Here is a 25,064-nt window from a genome sequence, read left to right as displayed (position 1 = left end):
GTTAGGCTAATCGAATAGGCCAACCAAATTAGCAGACAATCCGGACTATGACGGTAGTGTTCGACAGACCAGCCGCGAAACGATCTGTGAGGACTGTAGACACATCCTCGAAGACAATCAATTGGATTGAGGACCTAATTGGGGACGAAGGACGACGGAGCCACTCAGAAACGAACTGGCACACCACTGACGCCGACACGCCACGATCGGAGCCTGTCCACCGAATTGGCTACAAGACGGATGGAAACGGAAATATTCTCTCGAGCACGAAGCGACGACAACTGAGTCGGCTGCGTCGCGGATAGTCTCGTGTGCAGTGACAGTCGAAAGCAGAGCGGAACCTGACCTATGGGCTTAGTGTGAAGCCAACGGATTGTGGCTACTCGGTCTTGCAGCGAGTATTCGACTCACAGCGCGTCGTACTCCCTGCTCAGACCGCGGAGATTTTCAGGAGATGAATCTATGTGATTGTATCTCATAGATGAATAGGGTGAACCATCCTATGGCAGAAGCAACACCACCAGATGCAGGGAGAGAAATGGAGACCGTCACGGCAGCCGATGGGGTCGAAATTGCGTTCGAACGGACGGGAATGGTCCATCGCTTGTACTCGTATGCGGAAATGGAGACGTTCACCAATTCTGGGAGGAGGGTGACATCCGTTCTGCGTTCGCTGATCACTACACGGTCTACGCGGTTGAGCGTCGGGGTCGCGGCGAGAGCGGTGACGCCGCCGAGTACAAACTGGAACGGGAGGCTGAGGACGTGGTTGCAGTCGTTGAGGCAATCGACGAGCGAGTGACATTGCTCGGTCATTCCGGCGGGCCCTGTATTCTCTAGAGGCGGCGCTGCGAGCCGACAACCTCCGTACACTCATCTTGTACGAACCGCCGATTCAAATCGGTGACACTGAACTCACTATTGCCGAGGAAATTTCCGAGATGAAGACGCTAGTGGAGAGCGGGGAGAACGAACAGGCGCTCGTACTATTTGAGCGTGACATCGCTGGTCTCCCGCCCGATGAACTTGACGAGTTGCGTGCGACGCCAATGTGGCAGAAGATGGTAGACGCAGCCCATACGCTTCCCCGTGAGCTGCAGGCAATCAGCGAGTACGAGTTTGAACCCGCCCGATTTGCAGACATGACCCCGCCGACCTTGTTGTTGTCCGGCGGTGAGAGTCCCTCATTCTACAAAGACGCAACGGAAGCAGTTCACGAAGCACTCCCGAACAGCCGAATCGCTACCTTCGAAGGAGAACAACATATGGCAATGCACACCGCACCAGACCGATTCATCGACGAGGTGGTCACATTTATCCAAGAAACGAACTAACTGGCTGCCAATCGTCTGCTCCTTCAACTTCGGCGGTAGTCCGAGATGCGTGATTACAGCGCGGTTGGCTCAGAACAGCCCTTCTGAACAATATTCTCTGGAGGGATTGACCCCCGGTTAGCGAAATGTTTGGCTGAGAGTCTGGTTTCGTCGGACGACTGTTGAGAGAATCCTCATATAAGTAGGCCTATATAGTGAATAGGGATTTGCCACTGCTACGGATTCGATGACGAGCGAAGGACGGTTAGCCAAAAGAGTTCGAAGGAACGAATGAGTGAGACAAAGTCATCGGGATTAAGCGGCTTGGTGAGATAGGCATCGGGTTGGACTTCAGACGAAATGAGAAGGTCTTCTCCTGCAGTAGAGCCCGTTAACACGATTACAGGTACCTGGTCTAACTCGTGATTGTTCTTAATCGCACGAAGAACATCCTCACCCGTCGCTTGTGGCAGATGCCAATCAAGCAAAATAATATCGGGTCGTGGAGTGTCCGCGAACTCACCGCGCTTATTCAAGAAATCGAGTGCTTCTTCTTCAGTAGCAACCGCATGGAGCGTATTTGCGATTGACGCGTCTATGAACAGTTCTCTGACGAGCCGAACATCGCCGGGATTGTCTTCTACTAACAGGATCTCCGCCTCCTGACTGGAGACAGAGGATTTCCATTCCATTGTCTCTTCTATGTTAGTGCTGTCTTTAACTCTTACAGTCTAAGTCCCCGTCCTCAAAGAGCACCGAAGCGAGCGACAGTGAAGTGAGGAGCGCAGTAGGGCGGGGATACAGCCGTACGCCCAAGAAGTGAATTACAAACGTTCAAGTTGAAAGTTTGACTACCCGTATATAGTGGTCGAAGAAGCGTTCCGATACGCTGCCGAGCCCGAGGACGCACCCACTGCCGAGAGTGCGTGGAACCACATTCAGACCTGCCGCGAAGTCTATAACCACGCTCTCACTCAGGAGTACAAACCCGCTCCCGAGTATGACAAACCATCGTACCGAACGATGCAAAACAAACTGCCCCAGTGGAAGTGGAAATGGCCTGAGTGGACCACCGTGTACTCGAAATGCCTGCAAATGGCTGTCCGGCGCATCAAAAACAGTGAACGAATCCTCGACTCACTGAAGGAATGCGGCTTCGATGTAGGTGAACTCAAGTGGAAATCCCCACGAGAATACCACAGTATTACGTACAATCAGTCTGGCTTTGACGTGGATAGTAACACGGGCCGGACTGACCACGCGACGGTTGAACTCTCGAAATAGGTACGGTTCACTTGAATTTCCACCGACCACTCCCAACTGACGCCTCCATCAAGCAAGTCACGCTGAAAACAGAAAACGGGCGACTGAACTATTAGCATCATGGTTGAATACGATGCTGACTACCCAGCCAAACCTGCCGTGGAAGACATCGAGATGGAGGACACTGTCGGTATTAATCTCGGTATCACGAATTTCATCCACGACTCGGATGGTCGAGCGTTCTCCCCGGTAGACGAGGGGACTGACCATGAGCGTATCGAGAAAACTGACTTCAGTTTCATCGATGAGTGATTCGCCCATACTTACCGCCAAGCAATTTCAGGAACACTTCATCGAATTGGGGTTCACCACCCGCTTAGCCGTGAAGGTGTCTGTGATGACTCGAAAGGAAGGGGAACTAGCGTGTGAGACTGCAGGTTATTGACCTCCTCCACGCCCTGAAGGGCGTGGAATCCGACCATCTGATTTCCGCCAGGTGTGGCGTTTGAGGTTCCAGCCCGCACTCAAGGGGAACCGGCAGCATACCGGGGAACTCTCGTTTCCTCCCCTGTATAGGGCTGTGGCCCGGTCAAACAGGCCCCGTCGAATACCATGTCATCGCCGTGCGAACCACCGCTGGTTCGCCATCCTTTGTGGTTCAGGAACGGCATCTCACGGTATTCGTCGCACTCTATGCTACGACGCACCACACTAAAACAGTTTTGATGGAAATCCGTTCCGGCCATCTACGACAGTTGGTCGGATAGGCCTACCGCTCGACCCGCGCCTGAAGACGCGGGTATGCGCTATCGTTCTGTATCATTTGGTGAACCGCCTCGGGGTCAAGCCCCGAGGCACTCGGCCTGCTCCGCCTGTAGACGTGAGTGTCGTATCGTAGCCTTGATAGAATCCTTTATCCGGTGTACGATACTATTTTGTTGGGATGCCTACGTCTCCTCACGCGGATGCAGACGCAGAAACGCATATCCGGATCCGCCAGCAGGAGATCGTTGCGGAACTTGGTCAGCAAGCGCTCGAGACTGACGATCTTGACCAGTTAATGCAAGACGCTGCGGTCGCCGTTGCCGAGACACTGGATAACGAGTACGCGAAAGTTCTCGAGTTGCTTCCCGACGGTGACGAGGTCTTTCTTCGACAGGGAATTGGATGGCGGGAAGGGCTGGTTGGGAACGCAACAGTCCCGACAGATTTAGATTCCCAAGCGGGCTACACGCTACTATCCGAACAGCCGATCATTGTTGACGATCTTCGGACCGAAGAACGGTTCTCCGGGCCAGACCTGCTCATCAACCACGATGTTGTCAGCGGGATCAGCGTGATCATCGGTTCGGTCAAAGACCCGTGGGGCGTGCTGGGAACGCATACAACGGAGAAGAAGAATTTCACACAATACGACGCTAACTTCGTTAAGAGCGTCGCAAACGTCCTTGCAACGGCGATCGAGAACCGGCAGACTCAGCGGAAACTTGAGGAGATTTATGGCCGTATTTCGGACGCGTTCTTCGCCTTGGACGAAGACTGGAATTTTACCTATCTCAATGACCGCGCTCACGACTTGATCAACCTCAAGAACCAGGAGTTAGTTGGAAAGAACATTTGGGAGGCGTTTTCAGCTGCACTCAACCGGTCGTTTAAACCGAAATACGAGCAAGCGATGTACCAGCAGGAAACCGTTTCATTCGAGGAGTACTACCCCGAACCGCTCGGCAGCTGGTTTGAGGTACGAGCGTATCCCTCGGAAACTGGCCTCTCAGTCTACTTCCGGGACATTACTGAACGAAAGGAGCGCGAGCAAGAACTCGAGTTATTCCGGACACTGCTCGATAACACCACTGATAGCGTCTTGGTGATGAATCCCCAGACAGGCCAGTTCCTCGATGTTAACGAAACCGCCTGTCGTCGCCTCGGATATGACCGAAACGAACTGCTCGAGCTAGCAGCACCTGATATAGAACGGCGATTCACTGACATCGAAGACTGGCAATCGCATGTGGAGGATGTGAAGAATGAGGACGCAGTGACTATCGAAGGTGTACACGAGCGAAAAAGTGGGACGACCTATCCGGCGGAAGTCAACGTGACCTACGTCGAGTTGGAGCAAGATTATATGGTAGCCGTCTGCCGCGATATTACTGAGCGTCGGAAGCGCGAACGACGACTCAGGGAGTCTGAACAGCAATATCGAACGCTTGCTGAGAACTTCCCAAACGGCATCGTGACTCTGTTCGACGATGATCTCCGATACAAGCTCGCAACAGGCCAAGCATTCGACAAGCTTCCAGTGTCACCAACTGACATCGAAGGTGAATCAGTCCAAGACGTATGGCCCGACCATGTCTCTGGTTCGCTCGAATCTGCGTTTCAGGCTGCACTCAACGGGGAGCCACAGGAAGTCGAACTCGAGTATATCGAGCGAGAATGGGTCGTCCATGTTGTCCCCATCAACGACGCTGACGGAGATGTATTCGGTGGGATGACAATAGCTCAAGACATCACCGAGCGCAAAGAGCACCAGCACAAACTCGAGGAATCGAACGAGCGCCTCGAACAGTTCGCGTACGCGGCTTCACACGACCTCCAAGAGCCACTCCGGATGGTATCAAGTTATCTGCAACTCCTCGAGGAGCGATACGACGATGCGCTCGACGAAGACGGTGAGGAGTTCCTCGAGTTCGCTGTTGATGGGGCTGAGCGGATGCGTGAGATGATCGACGGCCTACTCAAGTATTCACGCGTCGATACACAGGGCGATCCGTTTGAACCAGTCGATCTAAATACTGTTCTCGAGGGCGTACTCGAGGATCTACGCCTTCAGATCGAGGAGGCGAACGCCGAGATCACAATCGATGAACTCCCCCATGTAGAGGGTGACGAGAGTCAGTTACGCCAGGTATTCCAAAATCACCTCAATAACGCGATCACGTACAGCGGAGACGAACCGCCACAGATCGATGTCGAAGCGGATCGACGAGGACAAAAATGGATGATCTCAGTTCACGACGAAGGGATTGGCATCGATTCTGACGACCAAGACCGTATCTTCGAGGTATTCCAGCGGCTCCATAACCACGAGGAATACTCTGGTACTGGAATCGGACTGGCGATCTGTCAACGGATCATAGAGCGCCACGGCGGGGAGATCTGGGTCGAGTCCGGACCTGACGAGGGAACGACATTCTCGTTTACGCTTCCTCCAGCAAAGGCCCCAGATGAGTGAACGTTCTGGCAGATCGTCAACCCATTCCTCTGTCCTACTCTCTATCAGACTGAAGGTCACTACTTTCCTGAGCCGTCAAATTCATGGTGTAGCGTATCCTGAAACAGGGAGTAGAGTGTGTTTCTCATGGCCATCTCACGCCACCCGTTCTGTTGCAGAAGATGATCGGGAATCAATCGCATCGTATAGCAATCGCCTGAAATGCCTGTGGCTGGGTTATGTGTGGAAATTCCTTTAAGAACTATTCTCTGAAACGCCCGTTCGCTGTACAGATGAATTAGGTGAGCTCCTGTGGCACGCGGTTGACATTCTCCTCCGCGTAAATGCGGAGGAATCCCGAGCGGTGGGAGTTTCAGGTTTGCAACCATGGATACCGCCACTTTGCGGGAACCCGTTTAACCCAGTCGTCGTGGTCGGTGGCTAACTGGCGTTCACGAGAGCGAAGCTCTCGTGCAGCCCATCAGAACGCCTTGCGTTCTGAGGCCGGTGCCAAACCGCCGTTACTCCTATCCTCGGCATCGGTGACTCCCAACTGTTGTTTTTGCCAGCAGGAGGTCATTGACGCTTCAGCGAATTCAGAGGTATCTTGGGCTTGCTCAACCGACGGGCCAAGACAAACGCTTCTAACGTTCGCGTTCACCACATCGGCGTTTTGGATACTGTCTCATTGGGTTGGCGGATAGACCGCCTTCGAAGGCCGTTCGGAATCCGCTCCGTTCCGACCTAACCTTCCTACGAGATACCAGTTCTTGTTATTTGAATGTATGGGTTAGAAACTCAACCCGTTCTATTGTCAGTGGATTGTGTCATCGAGTCACAATCAGGATTGGTGCCGAGCTGTTTCTCTCGAGTGCTAATCCCAATGCTATAAGTAACTAGGTGTCATTAATCAAGATGGAAGCCGCGCTCCACCTCGTCGCGGGGGCATGCGTTGAAATGCCCCGGGTGCTGGAGCACCCGAGACGTGGCTTCCAAACACGAGCGGTTTGCAAGCCATGTTTCGCTTACTTCTAACGGGATATAAACGTCCCGCACGAGAGTCGTATCGTACTCGAGTAACCATCAGTCCAGATAGTCGCCGCTCGAGGTGGCTATGAGCGAGAAGACACAGTCAGGAGAGGAGGAAGACTGGGCGCTGCCGCCGTGTCCGCACTGTGGGAAAGCAGTGATTCTAGTACACACACGCGGTCCGATGGAGCATGTCGCGGCGCCGTGTGGCTGTCGAGTCGCGTCGCCAGACCTCTGAGGAATACTCAATCGTCGACGCCGATTGAGACTATCGCTGCCACATATTTTGGATCGGCGTGATCGATGAAGGCGAGCAGTTTTCTACCGATCCAGCGGAGATCGGTGAAGGAACGATCACAGAAACCGATACTCGATTACGCTATAAAGCCAGTATTGCGTTTCGAACCACGTCCACGAGTGATAGTAGCCACTGACAGTCACTGCACACCCGATTGTACGACGGGAGCGCGGTTCTCGCTCACGTCGCTCGCTCCGAACCGCGGGCCATGCGATCGACGTGTAACTCGTTTCAGTTGGTACTATGGTCTTCCGGCGTCGTCACACGAAGTTCGCTATCGACCTCGTAGAAGTAGCCTCGCTCGATCAACCGGGTGAGTGCATGGGTCGCATCCTCGGGTTCGAGAGCCAATTCGTCGGTATTGCGGAGGACCTCAAGCGCTTGCTCTCGAGGGATCGACTGCACGTCTTCATGTTCGGCCGAATGAAGACTGTGAGTACAAAGGACATCGTACGTGTCCAATATCCACTGCGGAAGCGGTGGCCGTGGATCAGAGAGATCGTTCATCTCAACTTCGTATACCACTCTTTGCTATCGACTCGCTTAAGAATACCCCTCAGCGAGCATAGGGTTGACTCTGTGAGGTGACAAACGGCCTCAGAATGCCATTCGAATACACTGGGACTGACATCCCTACTCAGAACCATCGTTCCATAGTTCACCGGCCCGGACGCCCGCGGATTGGAATCACACCGAAGTACTCGTGGAATTCGAAGCAACCGATGACGGGAGCGTGCCGTCCCGATTCGGAATGGGCGCTCCTCGAGACATAGTTCGTCGACCAAGCCGTTGATCATTTGGCACTCGGCGGAACTTCCGTGACCCAATCGGGGGCAGTTTTCGCAGTGAGGACGGCTGATCGTTCATGTGTCGGTTTGCTCACCTCGAAATCGTTTCAATGGTTCTCGGCAATGCAGCAGTCACACACAGACGCGAAGAGGTTCCCACTCTCTTTTCATTACGACGGACGTGTCACCCCAGCGCATGCAGGAGTGCGATTTCTGGTGGTTGGCTCCGGATCAGGCCTGGACGTGGCGAACGTGGCCGCGCAGCGCGGTCAATCCGTCGTGGAGAAGGGACATCTCGGAGGTCCCCTGCCTCAATCGCGGCTGTATTCCCCTCGAAGATGCTGCCTACCGCGCAGAAGTCCTCGAGACGATGAGCGTGCCGACGAGTTCGGGATCGATGCGTCAGTCAATAGCGTCGCCTTCGCTGATATTGTTCGAGAAGTCAACGAAGAAGTGCACGAAGACTCCGATTCGATCCGTCGAGGACTGGAGTCATCCTCGGATCACGACCTCTATCAGGCGGTGCAAGGCGAAGCGGCCGTCTGCGACTACTGCGCCGGCGCGTTCGGCGCAGACGAGGCCGTCGAGGACGCTGGTCTCGTGTGCATCGACGAGAACGAGATCATTACGTTCTGACGGCCGGTTCTCGGGACGACGGTCTCGACTACGATCCGTTGTCACTCCCTGATAAACATGAATTATTTCTCGAGAGATATGACCGGATCACCGAGCCGAATCCCCATTGGTGCCGGCCCGGGTGTCTCGTTTCCTCGCATATAGCCGAGATAGAGGGCGCTGTTGACGATCCCGATGTGGCTGAACGCCTGCGGGTAGTTTCCGAGGTGCGCACCGGTTTCCGGATCGACTTCCTCTGCAACGAGTCCGAGCGGATTCAGGTAGGAAAGTAGCGACTTGAATCGGGACTGTGCCTCCTCGATGTGACCGGAGAGGGCGAGCGCGTCGATGAGCCAGCACGAACAGAGGATGAACGCCCCCTCGTCGCCCGGGAGCCCGTCGTCGCCGTCGTACCGCTGCACGAAGACATCATCGTCGACCAATTTTCCTCGATCGCGTCGATCGTTTTCTGAATACGATCGTCGTCGAAGGGGAGGAAGCCGATAATCGGGAGCAACAGCCCCGTCGCATCGAGCGCACCGGTTCCGTACGATTGCACAAACGCTTCGATGTCCTCGTCGTACCCGTTCTCAAGGACGTCCATCCGGATCGTCTCGCGGGTCTCTCGCCATGCCTCAAGCGAGGCATCGTGGTCTCCGTCGGTCACAATCGCGATACCTCGATCAAGGGCAACCCAACACATCACTTTCGAATAGACGAAGTGCTCGTTTCCGCCACGAACCTCCCAGATGCCTGCGTCAGGCTCGTCCCAGATTTCGCGAACGTAGTCGACGATATCACGGATCCGCTCCCACTCCTCGTCGGCCAGCTCCCGCCCATGTTGGCGCATCTCGTCGACAGCTATAGTAATCCCCAAAAGTATCTACTCACTCCCCTCATCAGATCCTCGAGAGACAACGAGATACGCCAATCTTCGGCGGGTGCCACTACAAAGACTTCCAAACTCTACTATAGCAGGAGTTCCCCGTAGATATCGAGCTGTCGCTGTTGTGCCGCTTCGTTTCCGATCCGGACCGGCCGCGAGCCGCGATACCCTTCGAAGGTATCGAGTTCGCGCTCCTCAAGATCGGACTCGCCGTGAAGGCTGTACAGCGGTTGGATTGCGTCTGGCTCGTCGGCTTGACAGAGATCCATGAACCAGTCGAAGTAGTCGTTCGCCTCGTCGGCGGTGCCGAGGTTCATCAGCGCCTGGACGGTGAACCCAGCGTCTCGAAGCCAGTTGAACCGATAGTCCCAGTTGCGGACGCCACCGATGTCCTCGGGCAACGACGTAGTCGGCGCAGCTGCGATCGCCCCCGATTCGGCGTGTGTGAGGAGCTTGAGAACGAGCTCTGAACGGACGACCAAGTCGTGCCACGGTCCCTCGAACGCGCAGTCGTCCTCGGGGCCACAGCTGTGTGCCCAGTCAGTCCAGTACTCGATCGTCTCGTCCAGCGCGGCGTCCGGATCCGTATTTGCGTCCTCGGCACCCGTACACCGAAGTAGAAACCACTCCGTTTCGCCAGCCTCGAGCGACAGTTCGCCGGTGATTCGCCCGGTATTGATCTCGAGGTCAATTGGGCTCTCGAGCAGCGTCCGTTCATCCTGACCCTCGGCGAGAATGCCTCGATCCGTGGATTCAATCGTCGTCCCTGCACGCCCGTAATCGAATTGCGGGTCGAGTTCGACCTCGAAATCAACGGTTCCGTCCGCACAGGAGAGCTTGCGGTAGAGGACTTTCTTCGGGTGGTTGGTTCGACCGGCCGGTGGGAGGAAGTCCGTCATCGTCGCGGTGCCGCCGTCGGTTCGAAAGATCGTCTCGAGGACGTTCGTGTTATTGACGTAGCGTCGATCCGTCTCAAAGGAATCAGCCGGTGTGATCCGGAACCGACCGCCGCGCTCGGCGTCGAGAATCGCGGCGAGGATGCTCGGCGACTCGAGGTGCGGGAAGGGGAACCAGTCGACCGATCCGTTCGGCGCGACGAGCGCACACGTCTCGAGGTTACCGACGATGCTGTAGGCTTCAATCGGGGAATATGTGCTATACTCAGACATCGACATTACCTACAGCGCGAACGGAAGCATCGAACACGGAGTATCCGAGGGGTGAGACGATGCACATGATGTCCCGTTCAAGAACCAGCAGGAAAAAAGCGGAGCACGCACTGACCCGCAATTGACATCCTCCCCGCCTGAAGACGCAGGACTCCCATGGTACCACATGCTGGATTAGGATATTAGAGAAACTCCACCAAGAGAGTATTACTTAGAATGCAGAAAGTCAGAACATATATATTATATTTGATTCATCTTCAGGGAAACGTATTTACCACTGTGTATAGAAAAATAGCCTGACTTCGCGGTCTCGTTTCCTTTGCTGCGCCGGTTTTGGCGCTATTCGCTGGCGGTGACCGACACGAATACGAATAGACCACATTTGAGAGTGGGCGTGTTGCGATTGGGCGCCATTTCAGGACGAGACCACATCAGCCAAAATATGACATCAGAATTCGATCTTCCCTGTTCAGCGTGTGGAGGTGAGCTCCGAAAAGCAGAGATCCAATGTGAGAACAAGACGACCGTTATTGTCGCTGAATGCCGAGTCTGTGGTGAACGGCACTACCCAGAGCAAGCGCTCACCGATCTCAGACAGGAAGGATTCCCATCATCGTAGCAGTGTAGTATCGACTACAAACAACCACCATACTGATTAACCAATATATGACACATTCCGAGACAGACGATCAGATCGTTTCCGACACCGCAATCAATTTCAAGGGGCTTCCGAAAACTGTTCCGAGTAGATCAACGCTTTGTATTGCGAAACCAAGTCCTCTTACTGGCTACGCACTTCCGCTTCATATTACGAGTCGATATGCGGATCCAGACGATTGCCGAATTGTCGTGACGACGGCTGGGGCTGAAGAAACGATCCATCAACAAAAACGATCTCGCCGATAGCAGACAGCTGTCTTGGAATCATCGATACAACGGCTGACAACCATCGTGATGCGCTCTATCAGCCAACCCCTATCGTTTACCGCACTCATCCAGGAGAACTAGCCCAAATTGCGCTTGCCCTCAGGGAACTAGACACTGCACTCACACCATCTTGTTCGAAAACACACTTCGTACTTCGATCGCTCACACCCATACTCGCTGCGAACGGCTGTGAACGTGTCATCAACGTACTTGACCAACTGATTAAACGGCAACAGTCTGACTCGGTCCTAACCGTGTTTAGCGTCCAATACACAGAACACAGCGAATCAACAATGACTGCGCTTACAGAACTCGCTGACGGAGTTATATGGGTAGAACGAGAATCGAACCGTACGCTCCAGTTGGATTATCAGCGAACGCGGAATTCGTGAGGACGGATTGCAGTACCGAGAAATCCGTTTCAGTGTCCTATTCTGGCGAATTATCGCATCTTCTTGAGACGGAACTGAAGTTAAAATTCTATTTCGTTGACTTCAGAGAGAGTGAAATAACGCTACACTACAGGTAACCAATCGTCGCTCCAGTCAAAGGAAATAATCGCTCTCAACATACGTTTCGATCAGTATCTCTCGTATCGAGAACTGGTAGTTCTTTTGATATCTATACTCGACCACCTGAAAGTTGACGATGGTTAGGAGGAGAACACTACCGGTTGTCTTCCCGTGGAGGACGAGGAAGCACAACGTCGATTACACCGGTTGCGAGCACCAAGCCCCAGACCACTATCACCACTCAGTGAGTGCATCGGGACCGTGGAACCACACCAGAATTACGAGGAACGATCCAACGCCGGTCAGTGCGAACGCACCACCGATATAGAACACCGACGCCATGCTGATTTCGTACATGAGCCAGCCACCAAGCAACGGTGCAATGACGCTTCCCGGTCGCCAGATGAGTTCGCGAATCCCGAAACTCGAGGCGACACCGCCATCATCTGTTCCCTCATCAGCAAATAGTGCCATACTTGCTGGTTCGCGGAAGCTATCCGCGATACCCAGCAGCCCTGAGAGCGTGACCAAGGGAATAAATGCTGGGGAAACACCACCGAACAGCATGATTCGGGCCGGTACTGCCTCGAGTGGCAGCCACGTGGGAAACGTCACGCCAGCCATGGCTGCCGGGATCCCCACTGAGAGTGCTGTGGGCAGTCCGAGCGTGATACCAATCGCTGTTGAAAAGGGGACCACCAGTGCAATCAAGCCATAGGCCGCTCCACCAGCGAAGACGAACATTGCCCGGCCATAGTTGTCCGAAAGCCGCCCTGTGAAGGGCTGGCAGCACATATTGGTGAACTTCTCGGCAACGACAGTGAGCGCGACCGCGAGACCACCATACGCGAGGCCACCCTGGGCGGCGGAGACACCGGCGAAAATCGGGACCCACGTTCGAACGAGCGTGACCGAAAAAGCGTACTGGAAGCGAAAACTCGAGAGGGTGAGGATTCGGCGATTGAGTGCAAGATCAGCAAACGGAAACCCATGGACACGTGTCTCGTCGGGATCGAGATAGAAGACCGTCCCAACCCATGCAACGAGCACAATACCGACGATAATCACGAAGATTGAGCCGAAGCCGAACGCCTCGTAGAGCACCCCGCACTGAGGCTCCCAACGATTGACGCGGCGAAGCTCGCTGCATTGGCCTTGCCGATGTAATTTGCCCGTGTACCGACCTCGGCAAGTTGCCCGACGAGCGAGAGTGTCATTAATCCAGTTCCCGTAACAACAATCCCTTGCAGCCCTCGAATTGCGATAAACGAGATGCTTGAGTCGACTATCGGAAACAGTCCGTAGACGAGAATCCCAATCCCGAGAATGACAAGTAACACGGTCCGTTTGTCGAATCGGTCACCAGCCCACGCGACTGGGATGACAGCGAGCGTCTGGGCGAAAGTAAACCCTGTCGTATAGAGACCAACGATGAGCCCGGCACTAATCGTTAGCCCGAGGACCGTCATGTCGGTCGGCTCGAGCGCGTTGATGTAGTACGGCAACAGCGTGATCAACGTGACAAAACCGAACCCCTCCGCAAATCGGGCAAGATAGAGTGACCAGAACTGCAGGCGATCTTCGTTCACGGCACAAATTTCGGACCCGCCAAAAAAGCAGTTTCGAACGAAGAAATTCGGTGGGAGCGGAACGTTCAACTCTTACTTCCGGCTGAGTCTTAGGAACTATAGTAATCCTCAGAAGTTTCTACTCACATTCCTGTTGTGACCTCGAAAGCCGTCGGAAAGAGCCTGTCTCTACCAATCGGCCTGTAAAGACTTCCAGATTCTACTATAGACGACGAACCGACACGCGTTGAATCTACAGTCATGCAAGGAAATATCGGAAATCAAGAGGGTGACAGCGTTGTGAACACGGTAGGGATTAGTTCGTAAATAGAGAGTGTCGTTGTCGGTTCGCTACGACGAAATGCAAACAGACCATTGACCTCCTCCACGCCCTTCAGGGCGTGGAATCCGACCATCTGATTTCCGCCGGGTGTGGCGTTCGAGGTTCCAGCCCGCACTCAAGGGGAACCGGCGACACACCGGGGGAACTCTCGTTTCCTCCCCTGTATAGGGCTGTGGCCCGGTCAAACAGGCCCCGTCGAATACCATGTCATCGCCGTGCGAACCACCGCTGGTTCGCCATCCTTTGTGGTTCAGGAACGGCATCTCACGGTATTCGTCGCACTCTATGCTACGACGCACCACACTAAACCAGTTTTGATGGAAATCCGTTCCGGCCATCTACGACAGTTGGTCGGATAGGCCTACCGCTCGACCCGCGCCTGAAGACGCGGGTATGCGCTATCGTTCTGTATCAAGTAGAAAACCTTTGCAATGGGATAACCGTTATATCCAAAAGTCAGAATACAATTCGCTCGACGGCTCGACGGAGTGGACCGGGTCCACCCCATTTTGGCTCGACTTGGATCGCCGTACAATCAACGTTATCAATGATTCTATCTGCCGGCCGCCCGAAGAGATTCCCACGTATCCGACCCCCATCCGTTCCAATGACAAGTATATCGGAAGTGTTACTCACTGAGATGAAATCTTGTTCAGGTTCGTCAGTCTTGATAACCGATCGATTCACAGGGACCGTACATAACGACTCTAATTCTGCGAGATATTCGTCTATTGTCTCATACTGAGTCTCAGTTGCCGTACTATCAAGAGGATACAACAATTCGATACTCCCTCCTGCCTCACTCGCCACTGCATTCGCAACAGTGATCTTCTGCGGATCAAAGGGGCCGCGATTGGTGATGACTGTGACAGAGTCAATCTGGTCCAAATCGCGGTCCTCAATAAGTAAGACATCACATGGAGCATTGCGGGAGATCCATTCAACAGTAGTACCGAATATTGGTGCGTACAATGGGTCGTCACTTCGTTCGAGCAGAAGGAAGTCTGCACCCTCGTGTTCGGCAAAGTTAGCGATTGCTCGCTTTGTATCGTGGCTGACAATCTCGCCATAGTGAACGGGGACATCAAACTTCTCAGTAAGAGGTTCAGTCTGTTCCTCAAACTCAATGTCTGCTGGCGACTGCGTCTCTGACGCCTGTTGGAGCGATACCTGATCAGCCACCTCGTCGAACTGAACAACGGTAACAGCCCCGTCATTCTCGCGGGCGATGTCAGCGGCGATTCGAATCAGCGTACGCTCTCGTTGCTCACTCGTTTCCTCGGTGATAGCAACGAGCACCTCATATCCGTCGATCACTTCGAACGTCGACTTTGTCCGTTCAACGGCTTTGTTCCCGACAGTCCGCCGCACGACATCCGTGGCAGCACCCTCGCGCTGGACGCGATCTCGTGCGTAATAAGCATACCATAGCACCGATCCGACTATGATGATAACAGCACCGACAAGCGGAATCGTTCCCATGTACCCGATAAGAAGGAATCCGCCGGCGATCCCGAAGATCTGAGTCCATGGATATAGTGGCGACTCGAAGCTGGGATCGTACTCCCCAACGTCCCCCTCACGAAACGCGATAACCGCGCCATTGACTAATGCAAATACGATGATCTGGAAGGCACTCGCCAGCTTCGCAATCTGGAGAATCGGGACAAATGCAATGAGCAACAACATCACAGCACCAGTAAGAGTTATCGCCCGCACGGGCGTTCCCCACTTCTCGTGGATTTCCGTCAGAGATGGCGGTGCAAGCTTGTCTCGAGCCATCGCAAATGGATACCGAGACGATGACAGAATACCAGCATTGGCTGTACTGATCAGTGCGAGTACAGCCGCAATGATGACGGCAACTACGCCTGGCCAGGCAAGCGTTGCTTCGGCCGCATGAATCATCGGTACTCCGGAGTCACTCAACAGGTCAGGCGGCGTTACGCCTACCATCACTACGACGATGAGTACGTATAGGAGCGTTGTGAAGGAAAGCGATCCGAGGATCCCCAGAGGGATGTTTCGATCTGGGTTCTCCACCTCCTCAGCCACACTCGCAATCTTGGTCACGCCCGCGTACGAGACGAATACAAGACCGGTGGCAGCAAGGAGACCGTCGGAACCCTTACTGAAGAAATCGCCGTAGTAGGTGCTGGTTGTTGATGGGAGCCCACCGACGACGAACCACACCATCGCCGCGAGCATCACTGTAACGATAACGACCTGCAAGCGCCCAGTCTGTTTTGCGCCAATGAGGTTGACGAGTACGAGAACGGCCGCCAACACGAGTGCAACCGGCTTCACCGGCAAGTCAATAGGTATAATAGATAGGGGACGCCTCCGACCAGCGCCAATGCGCCCTTGAACGACAGAGAAAACCATGTGCCGACGCCAGCGATTGTTCCGAGTAGCGGACCCATGCCCCGCTCAATGTAGATGTATGTGCCACCAGCCTCCGGCATCGCTGTCGCCATCTCTGCCTTACTTAGGGCGGCCGGGAGGACAAGCACCCCTGCAAGTAGGTACGCGAGAATAACAGCCGGTCCTGCTGTCTTCAGTGCTAAGCCAGGGAGTATGAAGATCCCGCTTCCAATCATTGCACCGATACTAATAGCGACTACTGCGAACAGTCCGAGGTCTCGTTCAAGTTCTTTTGCCATTAATTTAGATTGTTAGTTGTTCGGCTACCTCTTCACCTAGTCGCGAGGTCCAGAGACGGTATCAACGTCAATATAGTCAACATATTCACGTTGCGCGGGTCGGTAAGGAGCCACTCGTGATTAGTTCTGTATAGGTTATTTGACCCGGATCAGCATAAACACAGTGTTTCATTCGCGGATCAGCAAAATACACCTCGGGATTCTGCGGTACTGTCCTGTAGAATACAATATAGATAATATCGAGTATTCTCGGCGTTCGTCGATATCACGGACTCTCCTAACTAATCACGAAAAGGAGATACTTCGGAAATTACTACACGTTTTCGACGTTGAACCCGTGGAAAGCGCGCTCATACTCGTTTCGTATTAAGTCCTCATCAACGACTTCAAGGCCGAGCTCGTCAAGGTCTCTACCGATCCGGCTGAGGTCGTCACTATCTGATCCAATCGCTTCAACGTGAACATTCTCAGTGCCAGTCATAATTTCTCTGACTGCGACAACGCCTGGCACCTCTAAAGCTTTCCGCGCAAGGACCTCTCGATCAGGGATGGGTGCAGTACAGACAATAAGTGTTTGTAGCTGGTAACTAGCAGCCTCGTAGTTTACTTCAGGACGATATCCGGTGAGGATGCCTGACTTTTCCAAGTTTCGTATCCGGTTCCGAACTGTACTAGCCGAGACGCCTGCCTGTTCTGCGATTTCACTTGCAGATGTCTTGCGAGCGTTCTGCTGAAGGCTATATACAATACGTCTATCGAGATCATCAAGAGGTTCGTCGCTCATACGCACGAGTAATCGCGCTGCAAAAAGTAACTTTTCCTGCGATATCAGTACTCTATCTCAAAGCCTCCATCTGGAAAGCCGAAATGAAAATGACACTTTCGATCGAATCTAGTGATTGTTTCTGCAGTCGGCACGACTCTCATAATCAAATATGGTGGTCATGTATTTCCACTGTGTTATGGAGATTATATAACAATATACGTTACCCATGGGCGTCGTCTATATCTATTTAGACATTGACACTCTTAGCCCGATGAAGCCGAACGGCTGAGGGCAACTTGGCAGAACCTCAGTTTCAATGTCCAGGAGATCTTGGCCATATCACCTTCATGATTTGGAGGGCATATGGAGTTTATGAGGTTCTTCCTGCTGTTTCGTCTCTCTGATAAGGAGTATTATTAGCGGTCGCTGTGTGAATGTGAGTATGAATGGTGGCGGCGAAACGAATTTCCCAGAGGCTCGCGCACTCCAGTACTCACCGTAACGCTGGCGAGCTTATCTTCCGTGTTCGGGATGGGTACGGGAGGTACCTCGCCGCTGTGGCCGCCCTAATGCCGATCAACGGGATCGAACCGTTGTCATGCCAATATCGGTGGCGTGTCTAACCGTGTGTACGTGTAGTCCAGTTTACGTCCGGACCCGTTCTCGCGTCACGGATCCAATGCGATGTAATGTATGAATGTGTGGCTTGATCGATTAGTGCTCGCGGGCTCAACACCTCGTTGCCTTGGTGCGTACACCCCGAGTCTATCGAACTCGTCTTCTACGAGTGATCTCAATGGTATCTCTTTTCCAGGTGGGTTTCGAGCTTAGATGCGTTCAGCTCTTACCCCGTGGTGCGTCGCTGCCCAGCACGTGCCCTTCCGGACAGCTGGTACACGAGTGGCACCCATTCGTAGTTCCTCTCGTACTATACGAACGTTCCCGTCAGATACCGTAACACCCCCAATAGATAGCAGCCGACCTGTCTCACGACGGTCTAAACCCAGCTCACGACCTCCTTTAATAGGCGAACAACCTCACCCTTGCCCGCTTCTGCACGGGCAGGATGGAGGGAACCGACATCGAGGTAGCAAGCCACCCGGTCGATATGTGCTCTTGCGGGTGACGACTCTGTTATCCCTAAGGTAGCTTTTCTGTCAGCAATTGGCCGCATCAAGCAGCCTAATTGGTTCGCTAGACCACGCTTTCGCGTCAGCGTCGATCGTTGTGTTCGACACTGTCAGACTTCCTTTTGCTCTTGCGCTCTTCCCCGAGTCTCCGACTCGGGTGAGGAAATCTTGGGGCGCGCCCGATATCTTTTCAGGCGCGTACCGCCCCAGTCAAACTGCCCGGCTACCAGTGTCCTCCGCCAGGAGTGAGAGTCGCAGTCACCATCGGGTAGTATTTCAATGCTGCCTCGGTGGCCCGCTAGCGCGGGTACCTGTGTAACGGCTCCTACCTATGCTGCACAATGGCGACCACGTCTCAGTGACAGCCTGCAGTAAAGCTCTATAGGGTCTTCGCTTCCCCTTGGGGGTCTCCAGACTCCGCACTGGAACGTACAGTTCACCGGGCCCAACGTTGGGACAGTGGCGCTCTCGTTGATCCATTCATGCAAGCCGCTACTGAAGCGGCAAGGTACTACGCTACCTTAAGAGGGTCATAGTTACCCCCGCCGTTAACAGGTCCTTCGTCCCCTTGTACGGGGTGTTCAGATACCTGCACTGGGCAGGATTCAGTGACCGTACGAGTCCTTGCGGATTTGCGGTCACCTATGTTGTTACTAGACAGTCGGAGCGCCCGAGTCACTGCGACCTGCCTCTTCGCGAGGCAGGCATCCCTTATTGCGAACGTACGGGACTAACTTGCCGAATTCCCTAACGTCGGTTGATCCCGACAGACCTTGGCTTTCGCTGCCATGAGTACCTGTGTCGGATCTCGGTACGAACAGTGTGCTCGCCTTTTCACGGGCTCTAGGTTGGCCTGACTTGCGCTATCTTGCCATTCGTTCGCTTCGTGCCATTACGGCTTCCACGAATTTCGACAATTAGACTGGGCGAAGGCCCAGCTCAGGCGGCCCCAAAGCGTCGGCTTTGAGTGCACACTGGCATAGGAATATTAACCTATTTCCCTGTTGTCTGCTTCGACTTACGGGCAGACTTAGGACCGGCTAACCCTCAGCTGATAAGCATTGCTGAGGAACCCTTACTCGTTCGGCCGTCGGGGTTCTAACCCGACTAACGCTGCTACTATGACCAGGATTTTCGTTACTGAACGGTCCACACGAGTTCTCACCCGTGCTTCCACCCGAACAGAACGCCAACCTACAAGATTGCGGTTTGATCCGCACTGCTAGGTCTCGGTGGTAGACTTGAGCCCCGATCATTTTGGGCGCCTCAAACCTCGGCCGGTAAGCTGTTACGCTTTTCTTGGAGGGTAGCTGCTTCTAAGCTCACCTCCCGGCTGTCTAGGGCTTGAGACCACCTTCGATCGCACTTAGTCTACACTTGGGGACCTTAACCCAGCTCTGGGTTGTCTCCCTCACGGTACACAGGCTTACCCCGTGCACCGGACTCCCTGCGTCAAACGACGTTTGTAGGTTCGGAGTTGGACAGGGGGGCGCACTCCTCTCGGAGTGCGATCCCCCAATCCGTCGCTCTACCCCACAAACTATCTCGGCAGAGGTCATGCTTCGACATGTTTCGGTTGGAACCAGCTGTTTCCGGACTCGATGGGCCTTTCACCCCTAGACGTAAGTCACGAGAGGGTATTGTAGGACACCAACTCTAACAGACTTCCACGTGCCTTTCGGCACGCTTCATCTTGCTCACGCCTAGATCGTCCGGTTTCGGGTCGTGCCCGTTTGACTCCCCGCGCTTGAACACGGTGGCCCTGGTGCAAAGCACTGCGGCCATATCGGTTTCCCTACGCCTTCCTCGATAAGCGAGTTAGACTCGTCAAACAGGCACACTCCCTGGTTCGTTTTTCAAAACGTACGACAGAACACCGGCTTCCCAAACTTCCTACTAGCAGTTCGCACTGCGATCGTTTGTCCGGGACCTTGTATGCCCTGTCGCTCCATCGCCAACTGATTTCACGCCCTATTGCACCTCCCTTCGTGGGGTGCTTTTCAGCGTTCGCTCACGCTACTTGTTCGCTATCGGTCTTGAGGAGTGTTTAGTCTTCGCGGTCGATGCCCGCGATATTCACGAGGGATATCCAACCCCCGATACTCTGGAACTGACTCGTCTCTTACTTATCGACAATACGGGACTGTCACCCTGTTTCGTGCTCTATTCCAAGAGACTTCGTGTCGACTTTCGGAGAGTGATCGTCAGCCCGAACACCACATTGCCCGTGAAGGCTTCGGTTTGGACTGTGTCGCGTTTATTCGCCATTACTAACGACATCGCGTTTGCTTTCTTTTCCTGTCGATACTAAGATGTTTCAATTCTCGACGTTCCCCATTGCGCGAAGCAATTGCGGTGGGGATTCCCATTCGGAAATCCTGAGTTCTTCGCCTCCGTGCGGCTCCCTCAGGCTTATCGCAGCTTGGCACGTCCTTCATCAGCTCTCAAGCCGAGCGATCCACCAGCTGGCACAGTAGCCACGTTCATCGGATCGGCGGTTGCAAAGCAACCACGTAGTGACCCGGGAACGGGTCCAGTGGACGCCTGGACTACACGTACACACGGTCTCATCTGCACGCCGTAGACGCGGCATGCATTAACCCTTCCCACCCGCGTTTACACGGGATGGTGCATCGGTTCTATCGTACTCAATCATCGAGCCGTCTCCCACTTAAGGGGCACGATTCGATGACCAGTACGAGCCATGGACCCACAGGGATTCGAACCCTGGGCATCCTCCTTGCAAAGGAGGCACTCTACCACTGAGCTATGGGCCCACGTCCGCCCACGAAGGGCGGACAGAGCGTATCATGTTAGCCTCGGTAGTTCAAAGGTGCCCGATCGGCCATACGGTGGTCGATCGAACGTGGAACCGCAATCCGCTAAGGTGGGTCGGGGCGACGCCCCGATCCCGATCTGTGGAGGTGATCCAGCCGCAGATTCCCCTACGGCTACCTTGTTACGACTTAAGCCCCCTTGCGGAGCCCAGATTCGACCAGCGTTGCGCTGGCCTCATCCGGACCCCACTCGGGTGCTTTGACGGGCGGTGTGTGCAAGGAGCAGGGACGTATTCACCGCGCCCTTCTGAGGCGCGATTACTACCGAATCCAGCTTCATGAGGGCGAGTTTCAGCCCTCAATCCGAACTACGACCGAGTTTCGGAGATTAGCGTCCCCTTTCGGGGTTGCATCCCACTGTCTCGGCCATTGTAGCCCGCGTGTCGCCCAGCACATTCGGGCATACTGACCTACCGTTGCCCGTTCCTTCCTCCAGTTTGGCACTGGCAGTCCTCTTAATGTACCCAGCCACCACAAGGGTGCTGCTGGCAATTAAGGGTGCGGGTCTCGCTCGTTGCCTGACTTAACAGGACGCCTCACGGTACGAGCTGACGGCGGCCATGCACCTCCTCTCAATGGCTCCAGTAAGATCATCAATCTGACCTTCACTGCACATTGTCGATGCTGGTGAGATGTCCGGCGTTGAGTCCAATTAAACCGCAGGCTCCTCCGGTTGTAGTGCTCCCCCGCCAATTCCTTTAAGTTTCATCCTTGCGGACGTACTTCCCAGGCGGTCTGCTTCACGGCTTCCCTACGACACAGCACAGGCTCGTAGCCTGTGCCACATCTAGCAGACATCGTTTACAGCTCGGACTACCCGGGTATCTAATCCGGTTCGTGACCCGAGCTTTCGTCCCTCACCGTCGGATCCGTCTTCCAGAGGCGCTTTCGCCACCGGTGGTCCGTCCAGGATTACAGGATTTCACTCCTACCCCGGACGTACCCCTCTGGTCTTCCGGTCCCAAGCCACGCAGTTTCCACCGGACGCCTGCGCGTTAAGCGCGCAGATTTCCCGATAGACTTGCGTGGCCAGCTACGGACGCTTTAGGCCCAATAATAGCGGTCATCACTCGTGCTGCCGGTATTACCGCGGCGGCTGGCACCGGTCTTGCCCAGCACTTATTCTACTACCACCTTACGGTAGTGAAAAGCGAGGACTATATGCCCTCGCACTCGGAGTCCCCTTATCGCACTCGCGTGCAGTGTAAAGGTTTCGCGCCTGCTGCGCCCCGTAGGGCCCGGTATCTTGTCTCAGATACCGTCTCCGGGCTCTTGCTCTCACAACCCGTACCGATTATGGGCACGGTGGGCCGTTACCCCACCGTCTACCTAATCGGCCGCAGCCACATCCTATGGCGCCGTAGCGTTTCAAGTTCACACCACTCCAGGTGGTGAACTCTATTCCGAATTAGCCTCAGTTTCCCGAGGTTATTCGGATCCATAGGGTAGTTTGGCCACGTGTTACTGAGCTATCTGCTACGAGTCTGAACTCGTGCAACTAGCATGGCTAAATCGGACTCCAATAGCAATGACCTCCGGCAGGATCAACCGGAATGCTATATATGTACTCCCCATAGTGGGGAGGGTCTGTTGGCGGTGAATGTTGCAAACACACTCACACATAAATGGTCCACGTTCGATGACACTGGTCGGATGACCAAACGGGCGTCACCGAACTACCAAGGCTAACATCAGATCCCATCTGTACGGCGGACCGCAGGGGTAGGATCCTCATCTCCTTCGGATGTATTCGTACTCCCTCCGGGGTACATAACCCCTTTGGATTCGAACCATCCGAAGTGGCGGAGTGAATCACACACGCCGCCTCCTTCTTCGTATATATACAGAATCGCCGATCACTACTTAAGGCCTACGAACTATAACTACGAAGGTAGGTAATACCATACGCGCTACAAGGTAATATCCTTCGCCCCGTGAACGACACTACCTTCAGCAAGGAATGTGGGTTCCAACGGCTGTGTTGAATCGCTGTAAGGCGGTGGATTTCACTGTTTGACGGCCTGCTTGATGTTATAGACGACACACATTAAGGCGATTTCACGGAACTCTCGATACCAGGTACGCGCTCGCACGGCGTAGCCGAGCGAGCGCTTAACGGCTGAGTTGACAGTTTCGGTCATTGACCGCTGAGCGTACCGATCTTCGTCAATACGGGCGTTATGTGCGTGATCGTACGGAGCGAAGATCCGGTGTTTGATCAGTGGGCGAATGTCGAGTTCACGCAGTCGTTCTCGGAGTTGTTGCTTGTCATAGCCTTTGTCAGCAGCAAGTGACCGCAGATCGCCCGCGTTCCGGCGGGCGATCTGCTCGGCGAGGTCTGCGTCGCTTCCTTCTAACGTCGTCGAACAGTGGAGATCAAGAACGGCTTGCGTTGCTGTATCGACGAGTTTTGTGACTTTGAGCGTTTGAACGCGGTAATTCGTTCGTTGGCAGTAGTGACGGCTCGCTCGATCTCGTTCGTAGAATGTCGCGTCGATAGCAGCGTGTTCAGATGGATCGTGTAGCTGCGCCGACTGGCGCAGCAACACTCGACAGACGCGCATACTGATCCGGTCGAATACCTTACATAACGTGGATGGCGAGGGGAGATCGGCCGCTCTGAGGCCGATCTCCCCGGTTATTTGTGGCATTTCCTTGAGCAAGTCAATCGTCATCCGGTAGGACGTATCGAGGTAAATCCGCAGACAATGGAGGGAAACAAGTGCATAGTCGGCGAATCCGCCGCCTCCTTCCGGGGCGGCGGATTCGTCTCCATCACCAGTAACGCTTTGAGCGACCGGAACAACTTCCCCAATGAAGCGGGAGATTTGCGTCATAGACACTCGCAGCCTCCCGCTTCATCACCTTTGATTTAGCGACCTATCCCGCCGCCATCTAGCGATTCAACACAGCCGTTCCAACCCAACCTCTCCAAGCGTCACTTGCTATGGGTAGCTCTGCTCGGTGAGGATCATGGTGCTGTTCAACACAGAATACAGATCTTACTCACTATTATTTTCAGAGTGAAGAAGAACTCTGGCAGAAGGACACTAGTGGCCGCGTCCAGCAGGTCAAAGGGATCTGCGTCGAAGTTGTTTTCCGCGCCTGACGGATGAGGCGCTCCTCGAGGAACCACAGCTGACCCAGCTATACGCGTACTCTCGCGTGGGGATAATGCAACTGTTCAGGTGATAGTAGACGCACTTGATCTCGCGCAGGGGACGGCGTACACCGACGTCAATCGACTCATCGACGCCGACATCGTCGAGGTCACCCGCGACAAGCAGCCCGGACGTATACCGCCGCGAGAGAATCGTCCCGTTCGGTGCAGCCGATTCGAGGCGCTGTCGGTGGAGATGGTGTACAAGTTCGGACGCGAACTCGTGAAGTTGCTCGAAGTCCCCATTGAAGTGGTATCGTCCGTCATCTGTGCCAACGATCCCATGGTCTCAGAGACGCTTGAGGATTCGGTTGACGGTGGTGCGGTAGTTGTCGCTCTGTTCGATTACCTCGGCGACTGTTCGTGGCTAGTCAAATATTCACACCCGTCCTCGAAAAGCGGAGTTTTTCGGTTGCAGCGAGAGCTTTGCTCTCGCTATGCCCCTAAGGGCGAGGCTTTCTCCTCGACTTCCCGTAATAAAGCTCCTCGAGGGCCTTGCCAGTCAACAACTCGGAAAAGTCGATGTGGGAGTGCTGGCGGACGAGATCGTGATAGGCCTCAACGGCACGGGAGAACTATA

Annotated in this window: 9 protein-coding genes, 1 tRNA gene, 3 rRNA genes and 6 pseudogenes; 6 read left to right on the top strand and 13 right to left on the bottom strand. The window is 54.3% G+C overall.

The features are described 5' to 3' along the window. Positions 1 to 657: 657 nt before the first annotated feature. Together K6I40_RS27545 and K6I40_RS27540 are read left to right on the top strand one after the other, a co-directional pair. A complete protein-coding gene (locus K6I40_RS27545) occupies positions 658 to 840 on the top strand; it encodes an alpha/beta fold hydrolase (protein WP_255681434.1) in 183 nt (60 codons plus the stop codon). A 101-nt stretch (positions 841 to 941) separates the two neighbouring features. Then, entirely contained in the window at positions 942 to 1,334 is a 393-nt protein-coding gene (locus tag K6I40_RS27540; RefSeq protein WP_255681395.1) for an alpha/beta hydrolase, read from the top strand. A 215-nt stretch (positions 1,335 to 1,549) separates the two neighbouring features. On the opposite strand, the gene K6I40_RS00410 is transcribed toward K6I40_RS27540, so the two are convergent. Then, positions 1,550 to 2,005 carry a response regulator gene (locus K6I40_RS00410; RefSeq protein ID WP_222913034.1) on the bottom strand — a complete coding sequence of 152 codons (456 nt, stop codon included), beginning with the start codon at positions 2,003 to 2,005 and terminating at the stop codon, positions 1,550 to 1,552. Between the two features lie 172 nt (positions 2,006 to 2,177). Here K6I40_RS00410 and K6I40_RS27535 point away from each other — a divergent pair, with 172 nt between their 5' ends. The 3 genes from K6I40_RS27535 (at position 2,178) to K6I40_RS00400 (ending at position 5,814) form a co-directional block, all read left to right on the top strand. Beyond that, a complete protein-coding gene (locus tag K6I40_RS27535) occupies positions 2,178 to 2,597 on the top strand; it encodes a hypothetical protein (RefSeq protein WP_255681394.1) in 420 nt (139 codons plus the stop codon). A gap of 99 nt (positions 2,598 to 2,696) precedes the next feature. After that, the gene (locus tag K6I40_RS27530; RefSeq protein WP_255681393.1) at positions 2,697 to 2,888 is read left to right on the top strand and encodes a hypothetical protein; all 192 of its coding nucleotides are present in this window, start codon (positions 2,697 to 2,699) and stop codon (positions 2,886 to 2,888) included. Positions 2,889 to 3,519: 631 nt separating this feature from the next. After that, the gene (locus K6I40_RS00400; protein ID WP_222913032.1) at positions 3,520 to 5,814 is read left to right on the top strand and encodes a PAS domain S-box protein; all 2,295 of its coding nucleotides are present in this window, start codon (positions 3,520 to 3,522) and stop codon (positions 5,812 to 5,814) included. Positions 5,815 to 7,351: 1,537 nt separating this feature from the next. Here K6I40_RS00400 and K6I40_RS00395 read toward each other — a convergent pair. After that, positions 7,352 to 7,627: a hypothetical protein gene (locus tag K6I40_RS00395; protein WP_222913029.1), complete on the bottom strand. Its 276-nt coding sequence runs from the start codon at positions 7,625 to 7,627 to the stop codon at positions 7,352 to 7,354. Positions 7,628 to 8,112: 485 nt separating this feature from the next. Between K6I40_RS00395 and K6I40_RS00390 the strand changes: the two are divergent. Beyond that, a pseudogene (locus K6I40_RS00390) lies at positions 8,113 to 8,430 on the top strand (dihydrolipoamide dehydrogenase); the annotation flags it as partial. Positions 8,431 to 8,606: 176 nt separating this feature from the next. Here the strand turns inward: K6I40_RS00390 and K6I40_RS00385 are convergent. From K6I40_RS00385 to K6I40_RS27520, 11 genes and pseudogenes are all read right to left on the bottom strand, one after another. Further along, positions 8,607 to 9,394: pseudogene (locus tag K6I40_RS00385) on the bottom strand (glycoside hydrolase family 15 protein); the annotation flags it as partial. A gap of 101 nt (positions 9,395 to 9,495) precedes the next feature. Further along, a pseudogene (locus K6I40_RS00380) lies at positions 9,496 to 10,584 on the bottom strand (glycoside hydrolase family 15 protein); the annotation flags it as partial. A gap of 1,667 nt (positions 10,585 to 12,251) precedes the next feature. Next, positions 12,252 to 13,606: pseudogene (locus tag K6I40_RS00375) on the bottom strand (MFS transporter). Positions 13,607 to 14,384: 778 nt separating this feature from the next. Next, positions 14,385 to 16,591: pseudogene (locus tag K6I40_RS00370) on the bottom strand (amino acid permease). A gap of 313 nt (positions 16,592 to 16,904) precedes the next feature. Further along, positions 16,905 to 17,375, bottom strand: a complete 471-nt coding sequence (locus K6I40_RS00365; RefSeq protein WP_222913028.1) for an Lrp/AsnC family transcriptional regulator — start codon at positions 17,373 to 17,375, stop codon at positions 16,905 to 16,907. Positions 17,376 to 17,804: 429 nt separating this feature from the next. Beyond that, a 5S ribosomal RNA gene (gene rrf, locus K6I40_RS00360) occupies positions 17,805 to 17,926 on the bottom strand. A gap of 127 nt (positions 17,927 to 18,053) precedes the next feature. Further along, a 23S ribosomal RNA gene (locus tag K6I40_RS00355) occupies positions 18,054 to 20,973 on the bottom strand. A 219-nt stretch (positions 20,974 to 21,192) separates the two neighbouring features. Beyond that, a tRNA-Ala gene (locus K6I40_RS00350) sits at positions 21,193 to 21,264 on the bottom strand. 142 nt (positions 21,265 to 21,406) lie between these two features. After that, positions 21,407 to 22,879: ribosomal RNA gene (locus K6I40_RS00345) — 16S ribosomal RNA — on the bottom strand. Together the 16S, 23S and 5S rRNA genes with 1 tRNA gene alongside form the textbook arrangement of a ribosomal RNA operon. A gap of 451 nt (positions 22,880 to 23,330) precedes the next feature. Further along, the gene (locus K6I40_RS00340; protein ID WP_222913026.1) at positions 23,331 to 24,161 is read right to left on the bottom strand and encodes an IS5 family transposase; all 831 of its coding nucleotides are present in this window, start codon (positions 24,159 to 24,161) and stop codon (positions 23,331 to 23,333) included. Positions 24,162 to 24,632: 471 nt separating this feature from the next. Next, a pseudogene (locus K6I40_RS27520) lies at positions 24,633 to 25,056 on the bottom strand (hypothetical protein); the annotation flags it as partial. Between the last annotated feature and the right edge of the window lie 8 nt (positions 25,057 to 25,064).

The sequence above is a fragment of the Natrinema sp. SYSU A 869 genome (genome assembly GCF_019879105.1).
In the GTDB taxonomy this organism is placed as follows: Archaea; Halobacteriota; Halobacteria; order Halobacteriales; family Natrialbaceae; genus Natrinema.
Note: the sequence above shows the minus strand (reverse complement) of the source record. Positions and strands in the feature narration are given on the sequence as shown.